We start from the raw sequence: 22,899 nt of genomic DNA on the forward strand, positions 1-22,899 counted from the left end.
AGCGCTGTCAAAGCGTTCGACGGCGCCCTTCTTTTCCGCGTCGGCGAGGGTTAATTCTCTATACTCTTTTCCATTGCAATTTCTCGCAGCAAATACTCCTACCGCTCCATCAGTCGTTCTTCAGCCGTCGATCAGCGCCCCTCGTCAGGGTGGAGCGCGGAAGAGGCACTACGAAGGGGATGACTATGGACGAGGACTTCGAGATCGTCATCATCGGCGCCGGGATGTCGGGCCTCGGCATGGCCGCCCGTCTCAAGGAGGCCGGCCGGCAGGCGTTCACGGTGCTGGAGAAGGCCGCCTCGATCGGCGGGACCTGGCGCGACAACACGTACCCCGGCGCGGCCTGCGACGTGCAGTCCCACCTGTACTGGTACTCCTTCGGCGAGCAGCCCGACTGGAGCCGCACCTACGCCGGGCAGCCGGAGATCCTGCACAACCTCGAACGGTTCGCCGAGAGCCAGGACCTGACGGGGCACATCCGCTGCGGCACCGAGGTCACCCACGCCACCTGGTCCGACGAGGACGGCCGCTGGCTGCTGCGCACCGCCCGCGGCGAACAGATGCGGGCCCGTGTGCTGATCACCGCGTGGGGCCAGCTCAACCTGCCGGCCTGGGCGGGCATCGAGGGGGCGGAGCGCTTCGCCGGCACCCAGGTGCACACGGCCCGCTGGCCCGGGGACCTGGATCTGACGGGCAAGCGGGTCGCCTGCATCGGCAGCGCGGCCAGCGCGGTCCAGCTGGTGCCCGCCATCGCGCCGGACACCGAGCGGCTGACGGTGTTCCAGCGGTCCGCCAACTACCTGCTGCCGCGCCAGGACCAGGCGCTGAGCGACGACGAGCGTACCGAACTGCTCGCCCGGCCGGAGCGCTACGCCGAGCTGCGCGAGGGCCTCTACCGCGAGCGCGACGGCTGGGCCGTCGGCCTGCGCGACGACGGCAACCCGGTGCGCGACGAGTTCCTGCGGGTGGCGCGGGAGCACCTGGCCGCGCAGGTCGCCGACGAGGGGCTGCGCGACCGGCTCACCCCCGACTACTCGTTCGGCTGCAAGCGGGTGCTGATCAGCGACGACTACTACCCGGCGGTCTCCCGCGAGAACGTCGATCTGGTCTGCGAGCCGATCACGCGGATCGAGCCGGAGGGCATCAGGACCGCGGACGGACGGCTGCACGAGGTCGACGTGATCGTGCACGCCACCGGCTTCCAGCCGCTCGACCGCACCGGCGGGGCGGAGATCGTCGGCCGGAACCTGCTGACCCTGCGCGAGGCGTGGAAGGACGGACCCGAGGCGTATCTCGGGGTGTCGGTCAGCGGCTTCCCCAACATGTTCATGCTCTACGGCCCGAACACCAACCTGGGCCACCACTCGATCCTGTTCATGGTGGAGTGCCAGATCGACTACGTGCTCAAGGCGCTCGGCTCCCTCGACGGCGACCCGGCCCGCACCCTGGACGTCGCCCCCGAGGTGCAGCGGCGTTACAACGAGGACCTTCAGCGGGACCTCGCGGGCACCGCCTTCGCCGCCGGCTGCGGGAGCTGGTACAAGACGGGCGACGGGCGTGTGGTCAACAACTGGCCCGCCAGCATCGAGGCGTACCGGGAGCGCACCGCCGTCTTCGAGCCGCGGGACTACACCCGCTAGGTGCTTCCCGTTCCGCTCCCGGCCGGGCCGGGCAGGGCTCCGGGCGGCACCGCGGCCGCGTCGCGCTCGGTGTTCCCGAGCGGCGGCAACGCCCCGGTGCCGCCCGCGCGTTCACGGCCGGCGCACGCCGGTGTCGCCGGTCAGGCCGCGTTCCCCGCCTCGGGCCTCATCCCCTCGTTCCGCCTCCGGGAAGGAAACAGACCATGGCCTACGACATCGACCCCGAACTCGCCGCCGCGCTGGCCGCCCTGCCCAAGACCCCGAACGGCGCCCTGCTGGACCTCTCCGACATCCCGGCGTGCCGCGCGCGGGTGGCGGCGGCCGAGGAGTGGCTCCCCGCGCCCGACGCGGACCCGCGCGTCAAGACCGAGACGCTGCGCCTCGCCCGCGTGGACGGGAGCCTGCTCGACGTGCTGCTGTTCCACCCCGGCGACACCGGCCGGGTCCGGCCGGCCCTGGTGTACTTCCACGCCGGCGGGCAGGTGCTCGGCAGCGCCCACGACCGCACGGCCCGCGCGTACGCCGCCGACCTGGCCCTGCGGCTCGACGTCGTACTGGCCGCGGTCGACTACCGGCTGGCGCCGCGCACCCCGGCGCCGGGCGCGGCCGAGGACGGCCACCTGGCGTACACGTACCTCGCCGCGCACGCCGACCGGCACGGGATCGACCCCGACCGCATCGGGCTCGCGGGGGCGAGCGGCGGCGGGGCGGTCGCCACGGCCGCCGCGCTCATGGTCCGCGACCGCGGTGACCGCCGTCCGCGGCTGCTGTCGCTCAACTACCCGATGCTGGACGACCGCAACGAGACCCGGTCCAGCCACGAGATCGTGGACCTCGGCGTGTGGGACCGCCGGGAGAACCTGTACGCCTGGGCCGCGGTGCTGGGTGAGCGGGCGGGAGCGCCGGACGTGCACCCGTACTGCGCGCCCGGCCGCGCCACGGATGTCGCCGGTCTGCCGGACACCTTCATCGCCGTCGCCCAGTTCGACGTCTTCCGCGACGAGGACATCGCCTTCGCGCAGCGCCTGATCGCCGCCGGCGTCCCGGTCGACCTGCACCTCTACGCCCACGCCTACCACTCGTGGGACGTGTTCGCTCCCCAGTCGGCCCTCACCCGGACCTTCGAACAGACCTGGCACGCCTACCTGCGCCGCCACCTCCACGGCTGAACCGCACCGGCCCGCCCCCTCGGTCAGGGGGCGGGCCGATGTCGTACGGGAAAGGCGGCGATCAGCCCTGGGCGGCGCGGAGTTCGTCGCGTACCGCCCGGCGCAGGACCTTGCCGCTGGGGTTGCGGGGCAGGGCGTCGGCGAAGTCGTACGACGTGGGCATCTTGAAGTCGGCCAGCCGGCCGCGCAGGAAGAGGTGCAGGTCCCTGGCTGCCGCCTGCCCGCCCGGTTCCAGGACCACCCGTGCGTGCACGGATTCGCCCCAGCGCTCGTGCGGCAGGCCCACCACGGCGGCTCCGGCCACCGCGGGGTGCTGGGCGAGGGCGTCCTCGATCTCCTTCGGGTACACGTTCTCGCCCGCCACGATGATCATGTCGTTGACGCGGTCACGGACGTAGAGGTAGCCGTCCTCGTCGAGGTAGCCGGCGTCCCCCATGTGCACCCAGCCGTCCACCACGGTGCGCTCGGTGGCCTCGGGCAGCCGCCAGTAGCCGAGCATCCGGGCGGGGGTGCGGACGCAGACCTCGCCGACCTCCCCGGTGGGCAGCACCCGGCCCTCGGGGTCCTCGATGCGCACCTCGATCCCCGGATAGGGGCGGCCCGCCGCGCGCAGCCGCGGACCGCCGGGGACATGGTCGGCGGGCGGCAGGCAGACGGCGAAGTTACCGGTCTCGCTGCTGCCGTAGATCTGGAGGAAGTCGCAGTCCATGACGTCGATCGCCCGGCTCAGCAGGTCCTCGCCGATCGGCGAGCCGCCGTAGACGAGCTTGCGCAGCGAGCCGAGGGCGCCCCTGGCGGCCGCCGGTTCGAGGAGCATCAGCTCCAGCATGGCGGGCGCCACGATGCCGGTGGTGACCTTCTCCTCCTCGATCACGCGCACCGCGTCGGAGCTGATGAAGGCGGGCAGCGAGACCACGGTGGCACCGGCGTTGAACGCTTGCATCGCGTAGGACAGGCCCCCGATGTGGAAGCCGGGCAGGCCGATCAGGCTGCGGTCGCCGGGCTTCCAGTCGAGCCAGTCGAGGCCGTTGTCGTCCATCGCCTCGGCCACGTTGAAGAAGCTGCGGTGCGGCAGGACGACGCCCTTGGGCAGCCCGCTGGTGCCGCTGGTGTAGATCTGAACGACGGGGGTCTCGCCGTCCGCCGGTGCCGGCTCCCCGGTGGCGGACACCGCGTCCTTGCGCGCGGCCAGGGACTCGGCGCCCGCCGCGTCGGCGTCCAGGCACAGCAGGGTGCGCAGCGTGGGCAGCCCCTCGCGCACCTCGGTGGCCACCGGCAGGTGCTCCTCGTCCACCAGCAGCACCTCGGTGGTGGAGTCCCGCAGGATGTGGTCCACCTCCTGCGGGGTCAGCCGCCAGTTGACGGGGACCAGGACCGCGCCCGTGCGCGCGCAGGCGAAGGCCAGCTCCCAGTACTCGACGGCCTCCTTGCCGAGGTAGCCCACCCGCGAGCCGGGTACGACCCCGGCCGCGCGCAGCACCTCGGCCGTGCGCGCGCTCTCCCGGTCCAGCTCCCGGTAGGTGAGCGCCCGTCCGGCGCACAGGACGGCCGGCTGATCGGGCCGGAGGTCGGCCTGGAGGGCGATCACTTCCCCCAGGGTGCGCGGTCGCGTCGCTGTGGTCATCGGTGTGCTCCCGTTCCCGCCTCGTGCGCCGGCGCCTGGGCACCGGACAGCAGTTCGTCGATGTATGCGCTGAGCAGGTCCACGCCGGGCCGGTCGAAGGTGACCGACGCGGGCAGGGTGATCCGGAAGGCCGCCTCCAGCGCGTTGCGGATCTCGACCGCGTTGAGCGAGTCCATGCCCAGGGCGGCCAGTTCGGCGTCGGGTTCGATGTCGTCGGCCGACTCGAAGCGCAGGACGTCCGCGAGCCGGGCCCGCACGATCGCGTTGATCCCGGCCGAGCGGGCGGCCCCCGGCGCCTCGGTCAGGGCGTCGGCACCGGTCGGCACGCCGTCGGCGGCACGGTCCGGGACCAGCTCCGCGAACAGCGCGCTCGGCGCCCTGCGGGCCACGAACCGCTTCCAGTCGCAGCGGCCCATGAGGACCTGGGCGCGCCCGGCGTCCAGCAGCGTGGGCAGCGCGTCGGTGGCCTCGTCCTCCTCCAGGAGCGTGATGCCCTGGCCCTCCCAGCTGCGCACCAGGGAGGAGCTGAGCTGCCGGCCCGGCTCGCGCGGCGCCCACGGGCCCCAGTTGACGGCGGTGGCGGGCAGTCCGGCACCGGCGCGCTGGGCCATCAGATGGTCGAGGAAGGCGGCGCCCGCGCCGGCGCCGGTCTGGGTGGCGGCGCCGAACAGGGCACCGGCCGTGGAGCAGCCGAGGAAGAAGTCCAGCTCGGGCAGGCCGGCGGTGGCCTCGTGCAGCAGCCAGGCGCCGTAGACCTTCGCCCGGAAGGTGGCGTCCAGGTTCCCCCAGGTCTGCTGGGCGAGCGGCAGGTCCCGCGCGGCCTCCTGCGCGGCGTGCACGACACCGCCCACCGGCGGTGCGGTCGCGGCGAGTTCGGCCAGGACGCGGGCCAGGTCCGGCGCGGAGCCGAGGTCGCAGGCGTGGACGTGGACCGTGACGCCGTCGCCGAGGTCCGGGGCGGGGCCGCCGGTGCGGCTCAGCAGGGCCAGATGGCGGGCGCCGAGGGCGACGAGGCGGCGGGCGAGGGCCCGTCCGACCATGCCCGTGGCACCGGCCACCACATACGTGCGGTCGGAGCGGACGGTGAGGGGGCGGGAGTCGGCGGGCACGGGGTCGGCCGTGCGCAGCCGTCGTACCCAGCGCCCGCCGTCGCGGTGGACGATCTCCAGTTCGCTCTCCCCGGCGGCCGACCACTCCCCCACCAGACCGGCGCCGCCGTCGCTTCCGGGCTCCAGGTCGACCAGGGTCACCCGGTAGCCGGGGAACTCCGCGCCCAGGGCGCGGCCGAAGCCCCACAGGGTGGCCGCGGCGGCCGGTTCGGTGCTCTTGTCGCCGGGCAGGTGCTGCGCGCCCTCGGTGACCAGCCACAACCGCTGCCCCCGGCCGAAGCCCGAGGCGGCCAGGGTGTCCAACACCGCGAGCAAGTTTCGGTAGTTGGCCTCGGACTCGGCGCGCAGCCGCGCCGCGCCCGGCTCCGCGCCGGTGTGGGCGCGCCACAGCCAGCACACGTCGGTGGGCGGCTCGCCCGCCAGCGCCCCGGCGAGGTCCGCGTGGCCGGGTACGACGTCGAGGGTGACGCCCTGCGCGGCGGCGGCCTCGGCGAGCCCGAGCGGCAGCCGGTCCGTGCCCCCGGCGACGAGGACCCGCCGGCCTTCCCGGCGGGTGTCCGGCAGGGTCTGGGGGATCCAGTGCTGCTCGTAGAACAGGCCGCCGTTCGCGCCCTGTTCCCCACCGGTCCGTTCGGCCTGCCAGGCGGCCTCGGCGGCGCGGCGCTGCGGGGTGGGCAGCCAGTACCGCTTGCCGTCGAAGGGGTACGACGGCAGGGGGATCCGGCGGCTCGGGGCGCCCTCGTGGTAGCCGGTCCAGGAGACGGGCACGCCCGCCTCGTACGCCTTGGCCAGGGACCGGCGGATCATGTCGCCGTCGCGGTCGTCGCGGAAGGTGCTGCTCAGCCAGACGTGGTCGGCGTCGGCGGCCGAGGTCCTGGCCAGCGCGGTGAGCGCGCCGGACGGGCCGATCTCCACGAAGACGTGCCGTCCGCGCTGGTCGACCGCCTGGACCCCGGCCTCGAACTGCACCGGTTCGAGCAGGTGCCTGATCCAGTACTCGGGGTCCGCCATCTGCCGGCCGCGGGCCACGCGTCCGGTCACGTTGGACACCAGGGCCATGCCCGGCGTGCGGAACTCGACGTCCGCGAGCACCGCGCGGAACTCGTCCACGATCCGGGCCATCAGCGGCGAGTGGTACGGCCCTGCGCCCTTCAACGGGGTGAATTTCACTCCTCGGTCGGCCAGCCTGCGGCCCGCGTCGGCGAGCGAGTCGTGGCCGCCCGTGAGCAGGCACTGGCCGGGGCCGTTGACGGCGCCGATGGTGAGGTCCGGGTAGTCCTCGACCAGCGGGGCGACCTCGGCGGCGGGCGCGCCGACCGCGGCCATGCCGCCCTCGCTGCGCACCGCCTCGCTCAGCCGGCCGCGGGCGGCCACCAGGCGGGCGCCGTCCTCCAGGGAGAACAGTCCGGCGACGGCGGCGGCGGCGAACTCGCCGAGGCTGTGGCCCATCAGCACCGAGGGGCGCACGCCCCAGGACAGCCAGAGCCGGGCCATGGCGTATTCGAGGCTGAACAACGCGGGCTGGAGGTAACGGGGTTCGTGGATGCGCTCGGGCCGCTCGCACTCGCCGCGGATCAACGCGCCGAGGGGGACGCCGAGCAGCGGGGTGAGGATGGCGTCGCACTCGTCCAGCGCGGCACGGAAGGCCGGGTACTGCCGGTAGAGCGCGGCGCCCATGCCGGGGTACTGGGTGCCGGTGCCGGAGAAGAGGAACGCCACCTTCGGGGCGCTCGCCGAGCCGCCGCCGCGGGTGCTGCCCGCGGCCAGGGACTCCGCCCGCCGGCCCAGGGCCCGTACGGCGTCGGCCCGCTCGCCCACCACCTCGGCGATCCGGTAACGGAAGTGCGCGCGCCCGGTGTTGGAGGTCCGGCACAGGTCCGCGAGCGGGGTTCCGGGGTGGCGCTCCAGGTGGTCGAGGTAGCGTTCGGCGAGCCGGCGCAGCGAGGCGCGGCTCTTTGCGGAGAGGGTGAGCACCGCGCTCGGGCGGGCGTCGGCAGGGGCCTCGCCTGCGGGCACGGGCGGCGCCTCCTCCAGGATGACGGAGGCGATGGTGCCGGTCACCCCGAACCCGTTGACCATCGCGCGGCCGGGGCCGGTGCCGGGCCAGGGGCGGCACTCGGTCGGCACGGTGACGGGGGCCTCGTCCCAGGCGATGCGCCGGGAGGGGGCGACGAGGTTCAGGTGCGGGAAGACCGTGCGCTCCCGCAGCTGGAGCACCGCCTTGATGAGCGAGCCGGCCCCGGCGGCGCCCTCCATGTGCCCGATGTTGGTCTTCAACGAGCCCACCAACAACGGCCGTTCCTTGTTGTGGGACTCCGCGAACACATCGCTGATGGCGTCCATCTCGGTGGGGTCGCCGAGCGCGGTGCCGGTGCCGTGGGCCTCGACGTAGTGGATGTCGCCGGGGGTGAGGCGGCAGCGCGCCAGCGCGGAGCGCATGACCTGTTCCTGGGCGGCGCCGTTGGGGGCCACCAGGCCCGCGCTCTCGCCGTCCTGGCCGACCGCGGAGCCCCGGATCAGGGCGTGCACGGTGTCGCCGTCGCGCAGCGCGTCGGAGAGCCGCTTGAGGACCAGCACGCCACAGCCCTCGGCGCGGGCGTAGCCGTCGGCACGTTCGTCGAAGGTCTTGCACTGCGCGTCGGCGGACAGCACCCCGCCCAGTTTCAGGATGGTGTGGTTCTGCGCGTTGTGGATGACGTTGACGCCGCCGCTGAGCGCGATCGAGCACTCGCCGCCGCGCAGGGCCTGCACGGCGAGGTGGGTGGCCGTCAGCGAGGAGGAGCAGGTGGTGTCGACGGTCATGCACGGCCCGCGCAGCCCGAGGAAGAACGACATCCGGCCCGAGACGGCGCTGTGGCTCAGTCCGGGCGCGAGGTAGCCGTCGAGGTCGGCGGGGGCGAGGTCGGTCGACTCGAAGATGTAGTCGAGGGTGGTGACGCCCATGAACACGCCGGCGTCGCCGTGCCGCAGCGAGGTGGGGTCGATGCCCGCGTGCTCCAGCGCCTCCCAGGCGGTCTGGAGGGCCAGCCGCTGCTGGGGGTCGATGTAGGGGGCTTCCTTGGGGGAGATCGAGAAGAAGGCGGCGTCGAAGCGGTCGACGTCGCGGACGAAACCGCCGCGCGGCACATCGCCGTCCGCCGTGTCGTCCGGGGCCATCTGGCGGCGCTCGCCGGCCGGCAGCGGCCCGATGCCAGAGCGGCCCTCGCGCAGGAACTCGGCGAACGTGTCGACGTCGTCGTTCCCGCCCGGAATACGCAGCCCCATGCCCACGATGGCGATGGGTTCGTATTTCTCGCGTTCCAGCGCGGCGAGCGCTTCCGCATGGGCGGCGAGCGCTTCCTCTTTACGCCGCAGTTCGGCGCGCACGGCGGCCAGCTCGGCCGCCGCGGGATTCGATGTGTCCGACATTTATTCCCTCCGGTCAGAAAAAGATCAGGCGCAAAGATGGTCGATCAACTGACCGGCGGTCGGATGGCCGAAAAGGGCGGCCGTCGAAATCTCCCGCCCCAGTTTCCGCTCCAGGGAAAGCTTCACCTCGCTCAGCCGCAGCGAGGTGAGTCCCAGGTCGAAGAAGCCCACGTCCAGGGCGAACTCCTCACGGTCGGTCATGAAAAGGGCACTCTTGAACTCCGCCACCACCAGGTCCTCGATGAGTTCCCGGCGCTCGTGCTCCGGCAGGTGATCGAGCTCCTCCACGGGGGGAAAATCATGCGACATCCACGTCACCGCCTCTCTATGAATCGACTGCTGCAGAACAACCGAACCAGCCCTTCCTGATAGTGAACTGATAGCCGGCTGATGATAGCGTCCGGCCGGTTTACGGCCATCCTGTCGGTGCTATGTTTCCGGGCATGGAAGAAAACGAATTCGATCTGATCGGTGAATTAGACAGGACCCTGAAGACGCTCGGCCTGTCGCGTGACGACGCGGTCAGCGAACTCGTCGTGCGCGGACAGGATCCGCTGGTGCCGTCGACCATCCGGCTGGGCTCGGCCATGGGCATCGCCCTGCTGTCCGCCGCCGTCGGCGCGGCACAGATCTGGCAGCGCGCGACGGGCCGCCCGCAGCGCCTCGGGCTGGACCTCGCCCAGGCGATGCACCAGCTCACGCCCTACCTCGGCGGCGGCAACACGCTGAACGGCTACGGCTCCAACATGGGCAGCGTGCTCGGGCTCGGCGGCGGTCTCGCCCCCGCGCTGTGGGACCTCTACCGCACGGCGGACGACCGCTGGGCCATCCCGATCGCCTGCTATCCGAGCACCCGCGACGCCTTCCTCGACATGCTCGGCACGGCGCACACCCGCGGACACATCGGCGCCGCCGTCGCGAACCGCGTCTCCTGGGACCTGGAGGAGGAGGCGGCCGCCCGTGGCGTACCCCTCGCGATCGTGCGCAGCCGGGAGGAGTTCCTCGCCCATCCGCAGGGCCGGGCCGTGCTGGACGAGCCGCTGGTGGCCGTCGAGCGCGTGGGCGACGCCCCGCCGCGTCCGCTGCCGGCCGGCGCGCAGCCGCTGTCCGGCCTGCGCTCCCTCCAGTTCACCCACGTCTTCGCGGGCACCGCGGCCGGCCGGGTCCTCGCCGAGCAGGGCGCCGACGTGCTGCACGTGTGCGAGCCGAACGCCTTCGACCACGATCTGTGCTGGAACGAGACCGGCGTCGGCCTGCGCTCGGCCCGGCTCGCCCTGGCCTCCGACACCGACGGTCGGCGCGCCTTCGAGGAACTGCTGCGCACCGCGGACGTGTTCGTGCACAACCACCGGGCCGCCAAGATGGCCCGGCTGGGGCTCGGGCCTGAGGAGTGCGCCGAGCTCGCCCCCGGCCTCATCCAAGTCTCCGTGCGCGCCTACGGCCACAGCGGCCCCTGGCAGGAGCGGGGCGGCTTCGACCAGCACGCCCAGGCCCTGACCGGGGTCAACTGGAGCGAACGGCGCGACGGACGCCCGCAGTTGCCGCCCGGCCGTATGCTCAACGACTACCTGGCCGCCTATCTCGTCGCCGCCAGCGTCATGAGCGCGGTCCTGCGCCGCGCCCGGGAGGGCGGCAGTTACCGGGTCCGGGTCTCCCTGGCCGGTGTCTCCAACTGGGCTTACGAGCTGGGCACGTTCACGCGCGATCAGATCGAGCGGCTGCTGCCCGCGGCGCCACTGCCCGGGCCCCGGCGTCTCACCCGGACGACCCCGCTCGGCGAACTCTCGCTGGTGGCACCGCCGGTGACGCTGAGCGAGACGCCGCCCGCCTGGCGCGGCCCGCTGCTGGTCCCCCGCGGCTCCTCGCAGCCCCGCTGGCTCGACGACCGCATGTCCTGACGCCCCCGCCCCTTCCCGCCAAGGAGAGACCTCATGTCCCGCATCCCCTGCCTCGACACCGAGGCCCTGCCCGAATCCCTGCGCTCGCTCAGCCAGGGGCGCGTCATCAACGTGTACCGGATGCTCGGGCACGCGCCCCGGTCGGTCACGCAGATCGCCCGGCTGGGCGCCGCGCTGTTCGCCGACGCCAGCCTCGACGCGATCGACCGCGAGCTGCTCATCCTCACCTACGGCACCGTTTTCGAGGCCGAGTACGAGTGGGCGCAGCACGTGCCCATCTCACGGGCCGCGGGTGTCACGGACGACCAGCGCGCGGCCCTGCGCGCCCGCCGGTACGACGCCGACGTCTTCACCCCGGCCCAGCGGGCCCTGGTGAGCTTCGCCGCCGCCGCGGCCGCCTCGCCGGTCGTGGACGACGCCCGGTACGCGGCCGTCAGCGCCCACTACACCGAGGAACAGATCGTCGAGACCCTCGTCCTCGCGGGCTTCTACTTCCTGCTGGCGCGCGTCTGCACCGTCCTGGACGTCGAGATCGACGCGGCGGAGAGCGACGAACTGGTACGGATGGCGCAGAGCATGCACGCCGAGTGAGCCTCCCGGCCGGTCCGGGCGCGGCCGGTTGTGACGGGGACGGGGGCAGTCCGTGGCCCGTCACACCGCCCCACCCGGCCGGGGCGGGCAGACGGTCCCCGCCCCCCTGTGACCCGTGACGGCCGGTCAGGCACGCGGCGCCCGACCGTCGGTACGACGGCTGGTCCGAGGTGAGGCGCCGGGCCGGCACGACGGCTGGCCTGACATACGGCACCCCGACCCGCACAACGGCCGGTACGAGGCAACGCACCCTGGCCAACACGACAGCTGCCCCGACGCACGGCGCCCCGGTGAGTTGGACACCCACCGGTGCGAAGCGACGTGGCCGGTCGGCACGAGGGCCGGTCGGGGCGCCGCCGGCCCGCCGACGTGGCTCACCGGCTGCCGGCGGCGCCGCCCGCTGGCCCCGACCGCCTGACGCGCGCGCCGCCGGCCCCGTCAGTCCGCCTGTGCCTCCGCCGGGGCGGAGTCCTTCACGGTGATCGCGCCCACCGGGCACGCGCGGGCCGCCTCGCGGACGTTCGGGTCGCCCGCGCCGTCCTCGCGCCCGGGGATCAGCATGCTGAACCCGTCGTCGTCCTGGGTGAACACGGCCGGCGCGGTCAGCGCGCACTGGCCCGCGCCGATACAGACGTTCTTGTCGATCTCGATGTGCATGTGCTGAGCCTCTTACCAGGTCACGGGGAGTTCCAGCATCCCCTGGATCGTGTCGCCGGGTTTGAACGGGATCTCCTCGGCGGGTGCCGCAAGTTTCAGTCCCGGCAGCCGGGCGAGCAGCGTGCCGAGGGCGATCTCCAGCTCCGCGCGGGCCAGGTTCTGGCCCAGGCACTGGTGGATGCCGAACCCGAACGCCACGTGGTGCCGGGTGGGCCGGTGGAAGTCCAGGACGTCGGGGTCCGGGTACTGGCCCGGATCCCGGTTGATCACCGAGGTCGAGAAGAAGACGCCCTCGCCGGCCCGGATGGTGGTGCCGTCGATCTCGATGTCCTCCAGCGCCACCCGCGCGAGCCCGTCGGCGATGGACAGCATCCGCATCAGCTCCTCGACGGCCGCGGGCAGCAGCGCCGGATCGGCGCGCAGCTCGGCCAGCCGGCCGGGGTTCTGGAGCAGTGTGAAGGTGCCGAGGGAGATCATGTTGGCGGTGGTCTCATGGCCCGCGACCAGCAGGATCACCGCGAGCGAGACGAGGTCGGCGCGCTCCAGGGTGCCCTGCGCGAGCTGCTGGTGGACGAGGTCGTCGAGGACGCCGTCGCCGGGCTCGCTCTGGCGGGCCTTGGCGTCGACGAGCCCGCCGAGATACTCCTCCAGACGGTCGCGGGCACCCTGGCTGTCCTCGGCGGTGGGGCCACGCAGCAGCCGGCGGGACTGCTCCTCGAAGAACTCGTGGTCGGCGTACGGGACGCCGAGCAGATCGCAGATCACCATCGACGGCACGGGCAGCGCGAAGGCGGATACCAGCTCGGCGGGCGGGCCCTGTTCGATCATCGCGTCCAGCAGTCCGTCCACGATCCGCTGGATGCCGGGCCGCAGCCCGCCGGCGCGTTTGACGGTGAACGACGGGATCATCATCCGCCGCTGCCGCTGGTGCTCGGGGTCGTCCTGGCCGAGCAGGGCCACCCGGCGGTCGCGGACCCCCTCGAAACGGGGGGAGATGGCGGGGAACTCGGCGCGGCGGCGGTCGCTGGACAGCCGGGGGTCGGCGAGCAGGGCGCGGGCGATGGCGTGGCCGGTGACCATCCAGATCTCGCGTCCGTCGTACAGGGTGACGCGGGCCAGGGGCCGCTGCTCGCGCAGCGGCGCGTATCCGGTCGGCGGGTGGTAGGGACAGGTGCGGTCCTGCGGGAAGGCGACGGGGGCGGCCGGGGTCGCCGGGCCGGTGATGTCCGTCAGTTCCGTCATGGAAAGACCTCGCAGACGAAGAGGTGCGTCGTGCCGATCTTCATTAGATGCCTCAGGCACCTATGGGTCGATGACAAGTTCGGCCACTTCAAGGATCCTCCCGATCCGTCCGGATCGCGAAGGTGCGAGGGTCCGTTTCCGGCCAGACGGCCCAACCGCCGCTCAGCGCGTCCCGGCGTCCCCCTCCTACGGGGCGAAGGCGCGGGCCACGGCGAGGCTGTCCTCGTACACGTGATGGCGTACGACGAGGCCGTCGCGGACGGTGAGGTGCAGGGCGAACCGGGCGGTGTAGGAGCGGCCGGTCGGTGCGGCCGTCTGCCGTATGACGCCGAGGACGACCGCGTCCTCGCCATCGGCCAGGACGTGCTCGACGGCGGTGTCCGCCTTCTCCGGGACGTGGTGGGCGGCCAGCTCCCGGAAGTGGTCGGCGGCATCGGCGCGGGTGGCGCGGTGCCGGACCCACGGGGTCTGCGGGCGGCCGTGTTCCTCCTCGGGCCAGTCCAGCCGCCAGTCGCAGTCCTCGGCGTACAGCTCGGCGATCCGCTCCGGGTCGCCCGCGCCGATCCTGGCGAGCAGTTCGCGGACCGTGGCGCGGGTGGCGGCGGTGGGGTCGTACGTCATGGCGGGCGCTCCCTGGGTCGGTGTCGGTCCCGGACGGCGACCACTGTGCCAAGAGCGGTGAGGGTGACGCGATGACCTCGGGGGTAATGATCGCTGCGGTGCGGGGAAGCACCGTACGGACGAGGCATGCGGCCGCCGGTGCCGAGAACCGGTGCGCGCGCATGCGCGGGAACGACGAAGGGGACGGATCCATGCCTCTCGAGGGTGAGTACGAGCCGAGCCCGGAGCAGTGGGTGCGCGATCAGGTGGAGTTGTACGAGAGTTCCGGCGGGACCAAGGGCAACACCCTGCTCGACACGGGGCTGCCGGTCATCGTCCTGACGACCCGCGGCGCGAAAAGCGGGAAGATCCGCAAGACGCCCCTGATGCGGGTGGCGCACGGCGGCAGGTACGCGGTGGTCGCCTCGCAGGGCGGCGCGCCCAAGCATCCGGTGTGGTATTTCAACATCAAGGCCGATCCGCACGTCGAACTCCAGGACGGGCCGGTCAAGCAGGACATGCGGGCCCGTGAGGTCACCGGAGCCGAGAAGGCCGAGTGGTGGGAGCGGGCGGTCGCCGCGTTCCCGCCGTACGCGGAGTACCAGCGCAAGACCGACCGGGAGATCCCGGTGTTCGTGCTGGAGCCGGCCGAGGGCAGCTGACCGGTCCGCCCGGCCCCACCCGCCGGAGAATTCCTCGCCCGGAAGGTGTGAACCGCCTTCCGGGCGGGCAGTCGTGCCGTCAGGCCCCGCCGCGTTCCCCCGTCGCGGCGGGGCTCTGTCGTGCCTCGCCGTCCGGGCCGTCGGTGACGTCGAGGAAGATCTGGTCGGCGGCCGGGAACATCGCGGCCAGCGAGCGCTTGATGCGGTCGGCGACCTCCTCGACGCGTTCGCTGTCCAGGCCCGGGGCGAGGTCGATCCGGGCGGCCACCAGGGTGGAGTCGAGGCCCAGTTTCATGGTGAACAGCGCCTCCACGCTGTCGATCTCCGGCTGCGCCCGCAGCAGCGCGCGGATACGGCCGCTCAGCTCCGGGTCGGCGGACTGCCCGATGAGCTGGTCGCGGGCCTCGCGGCCCAGCCGGTAGGCGACGTAGACCAGCAGGACCCCGATGGCGAGCGAGGCGGACGCCTCCCAGGCGACCTGCCCGGTGGCCAGGTGCAGGGCCATCCCGGCGATCGCCAGCAGCACGCCGAGCACCGCCGTGCCGTCCTCGGCTACCACCGTGCGCAGCGCCGGGTCGCGCAGCGCCGCCCGGCCGCCCCGGCGGCGCACCTGGTGCAGGGCGCGCAGCAGCGAGCCGCCCTCGGCGAGCAGCGCCACGCCCAGCACGATCAGGCCCGCCACATAGCCGCGGGTCGTCTCCTGCGTGCCCTCGCGCAGCGCCTCGAAGCCCTGGAAGAAGGAGAAGCAGCCGCCCATCACGAAGATGCCGACGGCGGCGAGCAGGGACCAGAAGAAGCGTTCCTTGCCGTAGCCGAAGGGGTGCCGTGCGTCGGCGGGGCGGCGGCTGCGGCGCAGGGCGGCCAGCAGGAACACCTCGTTGAAGGCGTCGGCGACCGAGTGCGCGGCCTCCGACAGCAGCGCGGGCGAGCCCGAGAGGGCACCGCCGGCGGCCTTGGCGGCGGCGATCAGCAGATTGGCGCCGAGGGCGACGAGGACGGTGACGCGGGTACGGCGGTCGGTGGCCCGCGTACGCCGGGCGCGGTCCTCGAGACGGCGTTCGGTGGACCCGTCGGCGGGGGCGTCCGCCGGGGCGGTCTGGTGCTCCTGTCGCTTCGATGATGTTCCGCTCACGGGGCCCGACTGCCCGGAGGCGGGGGAATCACACCGTGCGGGCGCCCGGAAACGGGGAAGTCGGTGCTGCGACGGAGAAGTCGGTGCTCCGGGGCGCGGCGGCGAGCGTCCGGGCCCCGGCGGCGAGGAGGAGTCATGGGCGGTGACGGCAACCGCGCCTACGGTCACCGGACGTTCAGCCGGTCGCGCAGCCATTTCCGGGACCGGATCACGGCGGACGGGCGGGACGGCTGGCCGGTGACGGCGGGACGCTACCGGCTGGTGGTGTCGCGCGCGTGCCCCTGGGCGAGCCGGGCGGTGATCTCCCGCCGGCTGCTGGGGCTGGAGAAGGCGCTGTCGATGGCGGTCGCCGACCCGGTCCAGGACGACCGCAGCTGGCGGTTCACCCTGGATCCGGACGGCCGGGACCCGGTGCTCGGCATCCGCTACCTCGCCGAGGCGTACGACCGCCGCGAGACCGGCTGTCCGGGCGGTGTGAGCGTGCCCGCCGTGGTGGACGTGGCGAGCGGGAAGCTGGTCACCAACGACTACCAGCAGCTCACCCTGGACCTCGCCACCGAGTGGACGGACCTGCACCGCGAGGGCGCCCCCGACCTGTATCCGGCGGCCCGGCGGGACGAGATCGACACGGTGATGGCGGAGGTGTACGAGGACGTCAACAACGGCGTGTACCGGGCCGGGTTCGCCACTCACCAGAAGGAGTACGAGGAGGCGTGCGCGGGCGTCTTCCGGCGGCTGGAAACGATCGCCGAACGGCTGGCCGGACAGCGATATCTGGTCGGCGACACCCTCACGGAAGCGGACATCCGGCTGTTCACCACGCTGGTCCGGTTCGACCCGGTCTACCACGGCCACTTCAAGTGCAACCGCTGGAAGCTGGCGGAGGACCCGGTGCTGTGGGCGTACGCCCGTGACCTGTTCCAGACGCCGGGGTTCGGGGACACGGTCGACTTCGACCACATCAAGCGGCACTACTACCAGGTGCACACCGGGATCAACCCGACCGGCATCGTGCCGCTCGGCCCGGACCTCGCGTCCTGGCTGAGCCCGCACCACCGCGAGGAGCTGGGCGGCCGCCCGTTCGGCGACGGCACGCCGCCGGGCCCGGTGCCGCCGGGCGAAGAGGTGGCGCCCGCGGGCCGCCCGGTATGAGAACGCCCTGACGAGGAAGGTGTCATCCATGTCCAAGTCGAAGAAGAACAAGCTCCCCTTCGTCTACCAGCCGATCGGTTTCGTGCTCAGCTGGGCGAGCGGCGCGGTCGCCAGCCTCGCGTTCAAGCAGGCGTGGAAGGCGATACGGCACGAGGACGACGCGCCCACCGCCCTGGACGAGGACCGCCGGCTGCGCGACATCCTGCTGGCCGCCGCCATCCAGGGCGCGATCTTCGCGGTGGTGCGCAGTGCCGTGGACCGCACCGGCGCCAAGGCCATCGCGCGCTCCACGGGGGTGTGGCCGGTGGCCGAGGACAAGGACGACGAGGAAGACAGGGCGGCGAAGGGCGGCAAGCGCGGCCGTCGCTGAGGACGGCCGCCCAGCCTCAGTCCGGTAGCAGCCAGCGCCCGTCGCGCATCAGGTCCCGGCCGGGCAGTTCGTTCGCCTCGCGCCACGCCTGGATCCGCTCGGGGACGACCCGGAAGTACAGATAGCGGGTGGCGAGCCGCCGGGGGTCGAAGCCGGTCTTGCCGGCGAAGACCTCGGCGTCCTCCTCCGGCAGCTCCTCCGGCGTCACCGCCTGCACACTGCCGTCCACGAGGACGACGTCACGGGTCGATCCGACGCCGAGCCGGACCCGGCCGCTGTCGACCAGGTTGCGGCCCGTGGGGCTGTCCGCCGGAGTGGCGAGCAGCAGCAGGGCGCCGTCCCAGACGAACGACAGCGGCACCAGGTAGGGGGCACCGCCGTCGGGGCCGGCCGTGGCCACCCAGGCGTCCTCGTCGTGGTCCAGCCGGTGCAGGGTGTCCTTCTTGCGCTGCTCGGCGGTGCGGGCGGGCGGCGGGGTCATCGTGTTCGGCCTCCTGTGCGTGCGCTCCGGGACGCGGATGCGCTCCAGTGTGGCGGCCGGGGCCGGGCACGCGCACGAGGTTCGGCGGCGCGTCTTGGGACGGCGCCCGGACGCCCCCGGGCCCGCGCCTCAGTCGCAGGCGCCGCCGGGCTTCAGGCGGGGCCGGGCCGCCGCCCCGCGCGGTGTACGAATGGGGGCCGGGGGCACGGCACCCGGCCGGTCTCCCGGCGCTCCACCCGGCAGCCGGAGGCGGGCAGGTCCGGCCGGCCCAAGTCCGAAGGAGACCGCCCGCGGCACACGTGTGCCGCTCCCACCGCATCCCGTCACCGTCACGGCCGCCACCACCGCGCCTCACGCTCGTATCCCGCCCCATCTCGCTCACCGGCCCGTACGGCTCCTGGACGCCGGGGGCCGCCCCGGACGGTGGGGCCCCGTCATGGTGCCGGTCCGCCGCCGGGCGCGCCGGGGCGAGCTGGGGGATCATGGGCATGTGACCACCATGCGAGCCATCGGCCAGGACGTCCTCGGCGGTCCCGAGGTGCTGCGGGAAGTACGGCTGGAGCGGCCCGAGCCGCGGCCGAACGAGGTGCTGGTCCGGGTGCGGGCCGCCGGTGTGAACCCCACCGACTGGAAGCACCGGGCCACCGGCGGGTTCCTCGGCGAGCCCCCGTTCGTGCTCGGCTGGGACGTCTCCGGGGAGGTCGCCGGAACCGGGGTCGGCGTGGCCGAGTTCCGGCCCGGCGACGAGGTGTTCGGCATGCTGCCCTACCCCTTCGGGCACGGCTCGCACGCCGAGTACGTGATCGCCCCCGCCCGCGCCCTGTGGCACAAACCCGCCTCGGTCGACCACACCCAGGCGGGCGCGCTGCCGTTGGTGTCGCTGACCGCCTGGCAGGCGCTGACCGAGCGGGCCGGCCTACGGCAGGGGCAGCGGGTGCTGATCCACGCGGCGGCGGGCGGGGTCGGCCATGTGGCCGTGCAGATCGCCAAGGCGCACGGCGCGTACGTGATCGGCACGGCGAGCGCGGCCAAGCACGGCTTCCTGCGCGAGATCGGCGTGGACGAGCCGGTCGACTACCGCTCCACCGATGTCGCCCGGGCGGTCCGGGACGTGGACGTCGTCCTGGACACCATCGGCGGCGAGACGGCCCTGCACTCCCTGCGGGTGCTGCGGCCGGGCGGCATCCTGGTGTCGACCCTGCCGACGGGCTCCCGCGAACTGTACGACGAGGCCGAGCGGCTCGGCGTACGGGCGGTACGGATGCTGGTGGACGCCGACCGGGCCGGAATGCGGTCGGTGGCGGAACTGGTGGAGTCGGGGAAGCTCAGGGCGACGATCGCCGGGACGTACCCGCTGGCCGATGCCGCGAAGGCGCACGAACACGGGGAGACCGGGCACACCACGGGGAAGCTGGTGCTGCTGGTCGACTGAACGGCCCGCGGACACGCGCCAAATCCGAAGACATATGTCAATCGAACATGCTCAAATTCCTTCCATCGTGGGTAACTTGACGGTCGGAGATCCGACGTCCGGGCGCGGGTGGGAGGTGGTGCCGAGGTGCGACGGGAACCAGTGTCCCTCACCCGGCATCTGCGCGTGTACACATACCGGGCGCATACCGTCCTGGAGTTCCGGGGCGAGATCGACCTCGTCGCGGCGGCGGAGATCCGTCCGCTCCTGGACCGGGTGACCGGCCGGCCCGGTGCCCGGATCGTGCTCGATCTGCGGCCGGTGGAGTTCTTCGACTGCTCGGGGCTGCGCCTGCTCTACCGGGCGCGGGCCCGAGTCCTCGGGCACGGCGGGCAGGTGCACCTGGCGTGCACCCACCCGTTGACCCTGCGCGTGCTGCGGGAGACGGGCCTGTCCCGGCTGCTGCCGCCGCACGCCACGGCGGACGCGGCCCTGGCGGCAGCCGGCGCGGCGTCCGGTTCGCGGTGACGAGAGCTTCTCCGGGAGCGGCTCAGCTCTCTCCGAACAGGGCGCTGACGGACTCCCCGTCATGGATGCGCCGCATCGCCTCGGCGAGAGCCGGGGGCGATGGACAGGACGCGCAGTTTGCCGGTCTGTTCGTCGGCGGGGATCGGCACGGTGTTGGTGCAGACGATCTCCAGCACGTCCGGCTGCTCGCCGATCCGCCTGAGCGCACCGGCCACGAACAGCCCGTGCGTGCACGCCACCCGGATCGAGCGCGGCCCCAACTCGCGTAGCCTGTCCAGGAGTTCGAGCACCGTGCTGCCCTTGGCGATCTCGTCGTCCAGCACGATGACGTCCCGCCCGGCGATCTCGCCGATGACGGAGCTGATGGTCACCCGGTCGTCCGCGTAGCGCTGCTTGGCGCCGGCCGCCACCTGCGCGCCGATGCGGCGGGCGAAGGCGGCGGCCTCCTTGGCGTCGCCGAGGTCCGGGGAGACCACCGTGGTGCCCCTGCGGATCTTCGGGCGGAACGGCTTCGAGGACGGCGTCGGGACGTCTTCCTGATCCAGCCGCTGGTCAAACCGGTGCAGGAGCACCTGGTGGAGCTGATCCGCGGCCACCATCAGGTCGGCCACGAGCCGGCCGCCGATGGAGATGCGGGGCGCGTCCTTCTTGTCGGAGCGTGCGTAGGAATAGTGCGGCATGACGACGGTGATCCGGGAGGCGGAGGCGCCCCGCGCCGCGTCGCACATCAGCAGATGGGCACTGCCGCTGAAGACGGCGATGTCGCGCACGGTCTGCTCCTCGCATGATCATTCCGGGCTGCCGCGCTCATGCTACTGGCCCGTTCCGCAGCGGTAGAGCGTCCGGGCGGTCCGTCCGGGCGCCCCGGGCGCGGCGGGAGTGTCCGTGCCGCCGTAGGCCGAGGCCGGGACCTTGGCGCAGGTGGCCGCCACCCAGTCGGTGATCCGGGTCGCCATGGTCGGCCCGGTGGCGGTGTTGCCGGTTCCGGCCGCGAGGGGGCCGAGACCGGCGGGGCCGCCCGCGAGCACGTACCGCACCTGCCCGGTGGCGACCAGCCGCTGGAAGTCGCCCTGGGCCGGGAAGGGCACCTTGCCGCTGAACCCGCCGAGCGGCAGGATATCGGCGCCGGCCGCCAGGATGTAGGGGGACGCCGCGTTCCAGCTGGTGGTGGCGAACACGTAGCGTGCGCCGCCCTGGTGGGCGCGGGTGTAGGCGAGGAGGCGGCGCTCGTCGGGAGCCAGGGTGCCGTCGGAGGCGATGCCGGCCCGTGCGGCGAAGGCGGACGCGGCGCTCGTACGGCCGGCGGCGGGCGCACCGGCGGCCCCCCGTCCCGAACTTCCCCTCCGCTGCGCCTGGTTGGGGGTCGTCGGGCCCACCGAGCCCATGCCCGAGGTGCCGTACGCCGGGTTGAAGACCTGCACCGCCCACGCGCTCGGCGCGAGCAGTACGGCCGCCAGGGCGGCGGCGAGGCCGACGAGCGCCAACGGGCCTTTGCCGCGCGGCCGTTCGGGCCGGGTGAGGGCCAGCAGGACGACGGCGGCGAGGCCGAGCGCGCCGACCGCGGGCGCCAGCCACGGCAGGAAGGAAGCGGCGAACCGGTCGGCGAGGCACGCGCTCCACACCGTGGTCGCCGCCACCGCGCCCGGCAGGGCCCAGGCGCGCGGGCCTCCCGAGCGGTGGGCGCGCCACAGCAGCACCGTCCCGGCGCCGGTGAGCGCGGCGAGCGGCACCGCGATCACGCCCATGTAGTAGGTGTGCGGGCCGACGCTGCCGGCGCTGAACACCAGGAAGTACGTGGCGAGCCAGGTGCCCCACAGCAGGAATCCGGCGCGCGAGGTGTCGGTGTGCGGCCGTCCCCGCCGCCAGAGCAGACCGCAGACGACGGCCAGCGCGGCGAACGGGTAGAACCAGCCGGTCTGGGCGGCGAGGGTGGTCCCGAACATCTTCGCCCACCCGTTCTCCCCGCCGCCGAAGCCGCCCGCCGCGGCCAGGGACGAGGCACCGGCGCCGGCCCCGGCACCCCGCCGTCCGGACGCCCCCGGCGCCCCCTGCCGGTCGAACGACCCTCGCGCCTCCGCGCCCTGCCGTCCGGACGCCCCGTGCGTGTCCGCCGTGCCGCGTACGGCCCCCGGCCCGGCCACGCCCCGCATCCCGGTGCCCCGGTGACCGCCGCCCTGCGTCGCGCTCACGCTCCCGGTGGAGGCCGCGCTGATGCCGAGCGAGCCGAAGCGGTTCAGGAAGTTGTAGCCGACGACCATGCTGAACGCGGAGTTGTTGGTGGTGCCGTCGACGTACGGGCGGTCCTTGGCCGGCACGAGGGTCACCGCGAGCATCCAGGAGGCCGAGACCGCGGTCGTCACCAGGGCGGCCACGCCGAGGTGGGCGATCCTGCGGCGCAGCGCGAGCGGGGCGGAGACCAGGTACACCAGGGCGAGTGCGGGCAGCACGGCCCAGGCCTCCAGCATCTTGGCCTGGAAGGCGGCGCCCACCCAGACCCCGGCCAGCAGCAGCGGGCGCAGCCGGCCCGCGCGCGCGGCACGCTGGGTGGCCTCGGCGGCCAGCAGCAGGCACAGGGTGAACGCCGGGTCCTCCACCGAGGTGCGGAACAGGCCGACGGCGACCGGGGTCACCAGGAACGCGGCGGCGGCGAGGAGCGCCGCGTGCGTCCCGGCCCAGCGGCGCACCAGGCGGTACAGCACCAGCAGGCTCGCCACGCCCTCCAGGACCTGGGGCAGCGTCAGGGTCCAGGGGTGGAAGCCGAGGAGGCGCGCGGACAGGGCCTGCGGCCACAGGAATCCCGGTGCTTTGTCGAGCGTGATGGAATTCGCGGGGTCGAAAGAGCCGTAGAAGAACGCCTTCCAGCTGCCGGTCATGCTGCGGGCCGCGTCGGCGTAGAAGGTGTGGTACTGGCTGTGCGTGATGCCCCAGGAATAGAGCACGGCGGCGAGCACGGTGAGCACCAGCAGGGCCGGACGGGCGTACGGGGGCTCGCCCACCGGGGTTTTCCATGGTGCGCGGCGGGCGGCGCCGGTGACGGCGGCCGCATCGAGAACGTTCGTTGCCATGCCCGGAAGTCTTGGTCACGCCGCGGGCCCGGCACGCCGTGCCGGGCCCTCTTCAAGGAAACTCTCATCGCGAACAGAGCAATTCTTTGATCGCACGATACGTAATTTGCTCCGGTAAAGCGGAGTCATTACCCGCGGCGCGCCGACCGCCCGTCAGCCG

The 22,899-nt window shown here is 73.3% G+C and carries 18 protein-coding genes and 1 pseudogene; 9 read left to right on the forward strand and 10 right to left on the reverse strand.

Annotated features, from left to right (window positions below):
- Window positions 1–185 precede the first annotated feature (185 nt).
- Window positions 186–1,640, forward strand: a complete 1,455-nt coding sequence (locus ACE4Q9_RS02535; RefSeq protein ID WP_397982543.1) for a flavin-containing monooxygenase — start codon at window positions 186–188, stop codon at window positions 1,638–1,640.
- A gap of 203 nt (window positions 1,641–1,843) precedes the next feature.
- Window positions 1,844–2,809, forward strand: coding sequence for an alpha/beta hydrolase fold domain-containing protein (locus ACE4Q9_RS02540; RefSeq protein WP_397982544.1), 966 nt, complete (start codon window positions 1,844–1,846; stop codon window positions 2,807–2,809).
- Window positions 2,810–2,870: 61 nt separating this feature from the next.
- On the opposite strand, the gene ACE4Q9_RS02545 is transcribed toward ACE4Q9_RS02540, so the two are convergent.
- The 3 genes from ACE4Q9_RS02545 to ACE4Q9_RS02555 are packed head-to-tail and all read right to left on the reverse strand — an operon-like array spanning window position 2,871 to window position 9,238.
- The gene (locus ACE4Q9_RS02545; protein ID WP_397982545.1) at window positions 2,871–4,433 is read right to left on the reverse strand and encodes a long-chain-fatty-acid--CoA ligase; all 1,563 of its coding nucleotides are present in this window, start codon (window positions 4,431–4,433) and stop codon (window positions 2,871–2,873) included.
- The gene (locus tag ACE4Q9_RS02550) at window positions 4,430–8,950 is read right to left on the reverse strand and encodes a type I polyketide synthase (protein WP_397982546.1); all 4,521 of its coding nucleotides are present in this window, start codon (window positions 8,948–8,950) and stop codon (window positions 4,430–4,432) included. Before ACE4Q9_RS02550 ends, ACE4Q9_RS02545 begins: the two co-directional genes overlap by 4 nt.
- 24 nt (window positions 8,951–8,974) lie before the next feature.
- Entirely contained in the window at window positions 8,975–9,238 is a 264-nt protein-coding gene (locus ACE4Q9_RS02555) for an acyl carrier protein (RefSeq protein ID WP_397982547.1), read from the reverse strand.
- Window positions 9,239–9,393: 155 nt separating this feature from the next.
- On the opposite strand from ACE4Q9_RS02555, the gene ACE4Q9_RS02560 reads away from it, so the two are divergent.
- Together ACE4Q9_RS02560 and ACE4Q9_RS02565 are read left to right on the forward strand one after the other, a co-directional pair.
- Complete coding sequence (locus ACE4Q9_RS02560; protein WP_397982548.1) at window positions 9,394–10,848, forward strand: CoA transferase; 1,455 nt, start codon at window positions 9,394–9,396, stop codon at window positions 10,846–10,848.
- A gap of 33 nt (window positions 10,849–10,881) precedes the next feature.
- Entirely contained in the window at window positions 10,882–11,439 is a 558-nt protein-coding gene (locus ACE4Q9_RS02565) for a carboxymuconolactone decarboxylase family protein (protein WP_397982549.1), read from the forward strand.
- A gap of 438 nt (window positions 11,440–11,877) precedes the next feature.
- Here the strand turns inward: ACE4Q9_RS02565 and ACE4Q9_RS02570 are convergent, their stop codons facing one another.
- From ACE4Q9_RS02570 to ACE4Q9_RS02580, 3 genes are all read right to left on the reverse strand, one after another.
- The gene (locus ACE4Q9_RS02570) at window positions 11,878–12,096 is read right to left on the reverse strand and encodes a ferredoxin (protein ID WP_397982550.1); all 219 of its coding nucleotides are present in this window, start codon (window positions 12,094–12,096) and stop codon (window positions 11,878–11,880) included.
- 12 nt (window positions 12,097–12,108) lie between these two features.
- Entirely contained in the window at window positions 12,109–13,338 is a 1,230-nt protein-coding gene (locus ACE4Q9_RS02575) for a cytochrome P450 (RefSeq protein WP_397982551.1), read from the reverse strand.
- A 186-nt stretch (window positions 13,339–13,524) separates the two neighbouring features.
- Window positions 13,525–13,959: a nuclear transport factor 2 family protein gene (locus ACE4Q9_RS02580; protein WP_397982552.1), complete on the reverse strand. Its 435-nt coding sequence runs from the start codon at window positions 13,957–13,959 to the stop codon at window positions 13,525–13,527.
- A gap of 191 nt (window positions 13,960–14,150) precedes the next feature.
- On the opposite strand from ACE4Q9_RS02580, the gene ACE4Q9_RS02585 reads away from it, so the two are divergent.
- Window positions 14,151–14,600 (forward strand): nitroreductase family deazaflavin-dependent oxidoreductase, encoded by a 450-nt coding sequence (locus ACE4Q9_RS02585; RefSeq protein ID WP_397982553.1) that lies wholly within the window; start codon window positions 14,151–14,153, stop codon window positions 14,598–14,600.
- Window positions 14,601–14,679: 79 nt separating this feature from the next.
- Here the strand turns inward: ACE4Q9_RS02585 and ACE4Q9_RS02590 are convergent, their stop codons facing one another.
- On the reverse strand, window positions 14,680–15,732 hold the full coding sequence (locus ACE4Q9_RS02590) for a cation diffusion facilitator family transporter (protein WP_397982554.1): 1,053 nt from the start codon (window positions 15,730–15,732) through the stop codon (window positions 14,680–14,682).
- A gap of 135 nt (window positions 15,733–15,867) precedes the next feature.
- Between ACE4Q9_RS02590 and ACE4Q9_RS02595 the strand changes: the two genes are divergently transcribed.
- Window positions 15,868–16,884, forward strand: coding sequence for a glutathione S-transferase family protein (locus ACE4Q9_RS02595; protein ID WP_397982555.1), 1,017 nt, complete (start codon window positions 15,868–15,870; stop codon window positions 16,882–16,884).
- A gap of 28 nt (window positions 16,885–16,912) precedes the next feature.
- Window positions 16,913–17,254, forward strand: coding sequence for a DUF4235 domain-containing protein (locus tag ACE4Q9_RS02600; protein WP_397982556.1), 342 nt, complete (start codon window positions 16,913–16,915; stop codon window positions 17,252–17,254).
- A gap of 16 nt (window positions 17,255–17,270) precedes the next feature.
- Here the strand turns inward: ACE4Q9_RS02600 and ACE4Q9_RS02605 are convergent, their stop codons facing one another.
- On the reverse strand, window positions 17,271–17,735 hold the full coding sequence (locus ACE4Q9_RS02605; RefSeq protein WP_397982557.1) for a pyridoxamine 5'-phosphate oxidase family protein: 465 nt from the start codon (window positions 17,733–17,735) through the stop codon (window positions 17,271–17,273).
- Between the two features lie 499 nt (window positions 17,736–18,234).
- Here ACE4Q9_RS02605 and ACE4Q9_RS02610 point away from each other — a divergent pair, with 499 nt between their 5' ends.
- Together ACE4Q9_RS02610 and ACE4Q9_RS02615 are read left to right on the forward strand one after the other, a co-directional pair.
- On the forward strand, window positions 18,235–19,167 hold the full coding sequence (locus ACE4Q9_RS02610) for an NADP-dependent oxidoreductase (protein ID WP_397987100.1): 933 nt from the start codon (window positions 18,235–18,237) through the stop codon (window positions 19,165–19,167).
- 126 nt (window positions 19,168–19,293) lie between these two features.
- On the forward strand, window positions 19,294–19,674 hold the full coding sequence (locus tag ACE4Q9_RS02615) for an anti-sigma factor antagonist (protein ID WP_397982558.1): 381 nt from the start codon (window positions 19,294–19,296) through the stop codon (window positions 19,672–19,674).
- Window positions 19,675–19,733: 59 nt separating this feature from the next.
- Here the strand turns inward: ACE4Q9_RS02615 and ACE4Q9_RS02620 are convergent.
- Both ACE4Q9_RS02620 and ACE4Q9_RS02625 read right to left on the reverse strand, forming a co-directional pair.
- Window positions 19,734–20,408: pseudogene (locus ACE4Q9_RS02620) on the reverse strand (ribose-phosphate diphosphokinase); the annotation flags it as partial.
- A 78-nt stretch (window positions 20,409–20,486) separates the two neighbouring features.
- Window positions 20,487–22,739, reverse strand: coding sequence for an ArnT family glycosyltransferase (locus ACE4Q9_RS02625; RefSeq protein WP_397982559.1), 2,253 nt, complete (start codon window positions 22,737–22,739; stop codon window positions 20,487–20,489).
- Window positions 22,740–22,899: the final 160 nt, after the last annotated feature.

The organism is Streptomyces sp. AM6-12, from assembly GCF_044327085.1.
Classification (GTDB): Bacteria; Actinomycetota; Actinomycetes; order Streptomycetales; family Streptomycetaceae; genus Streptomyces.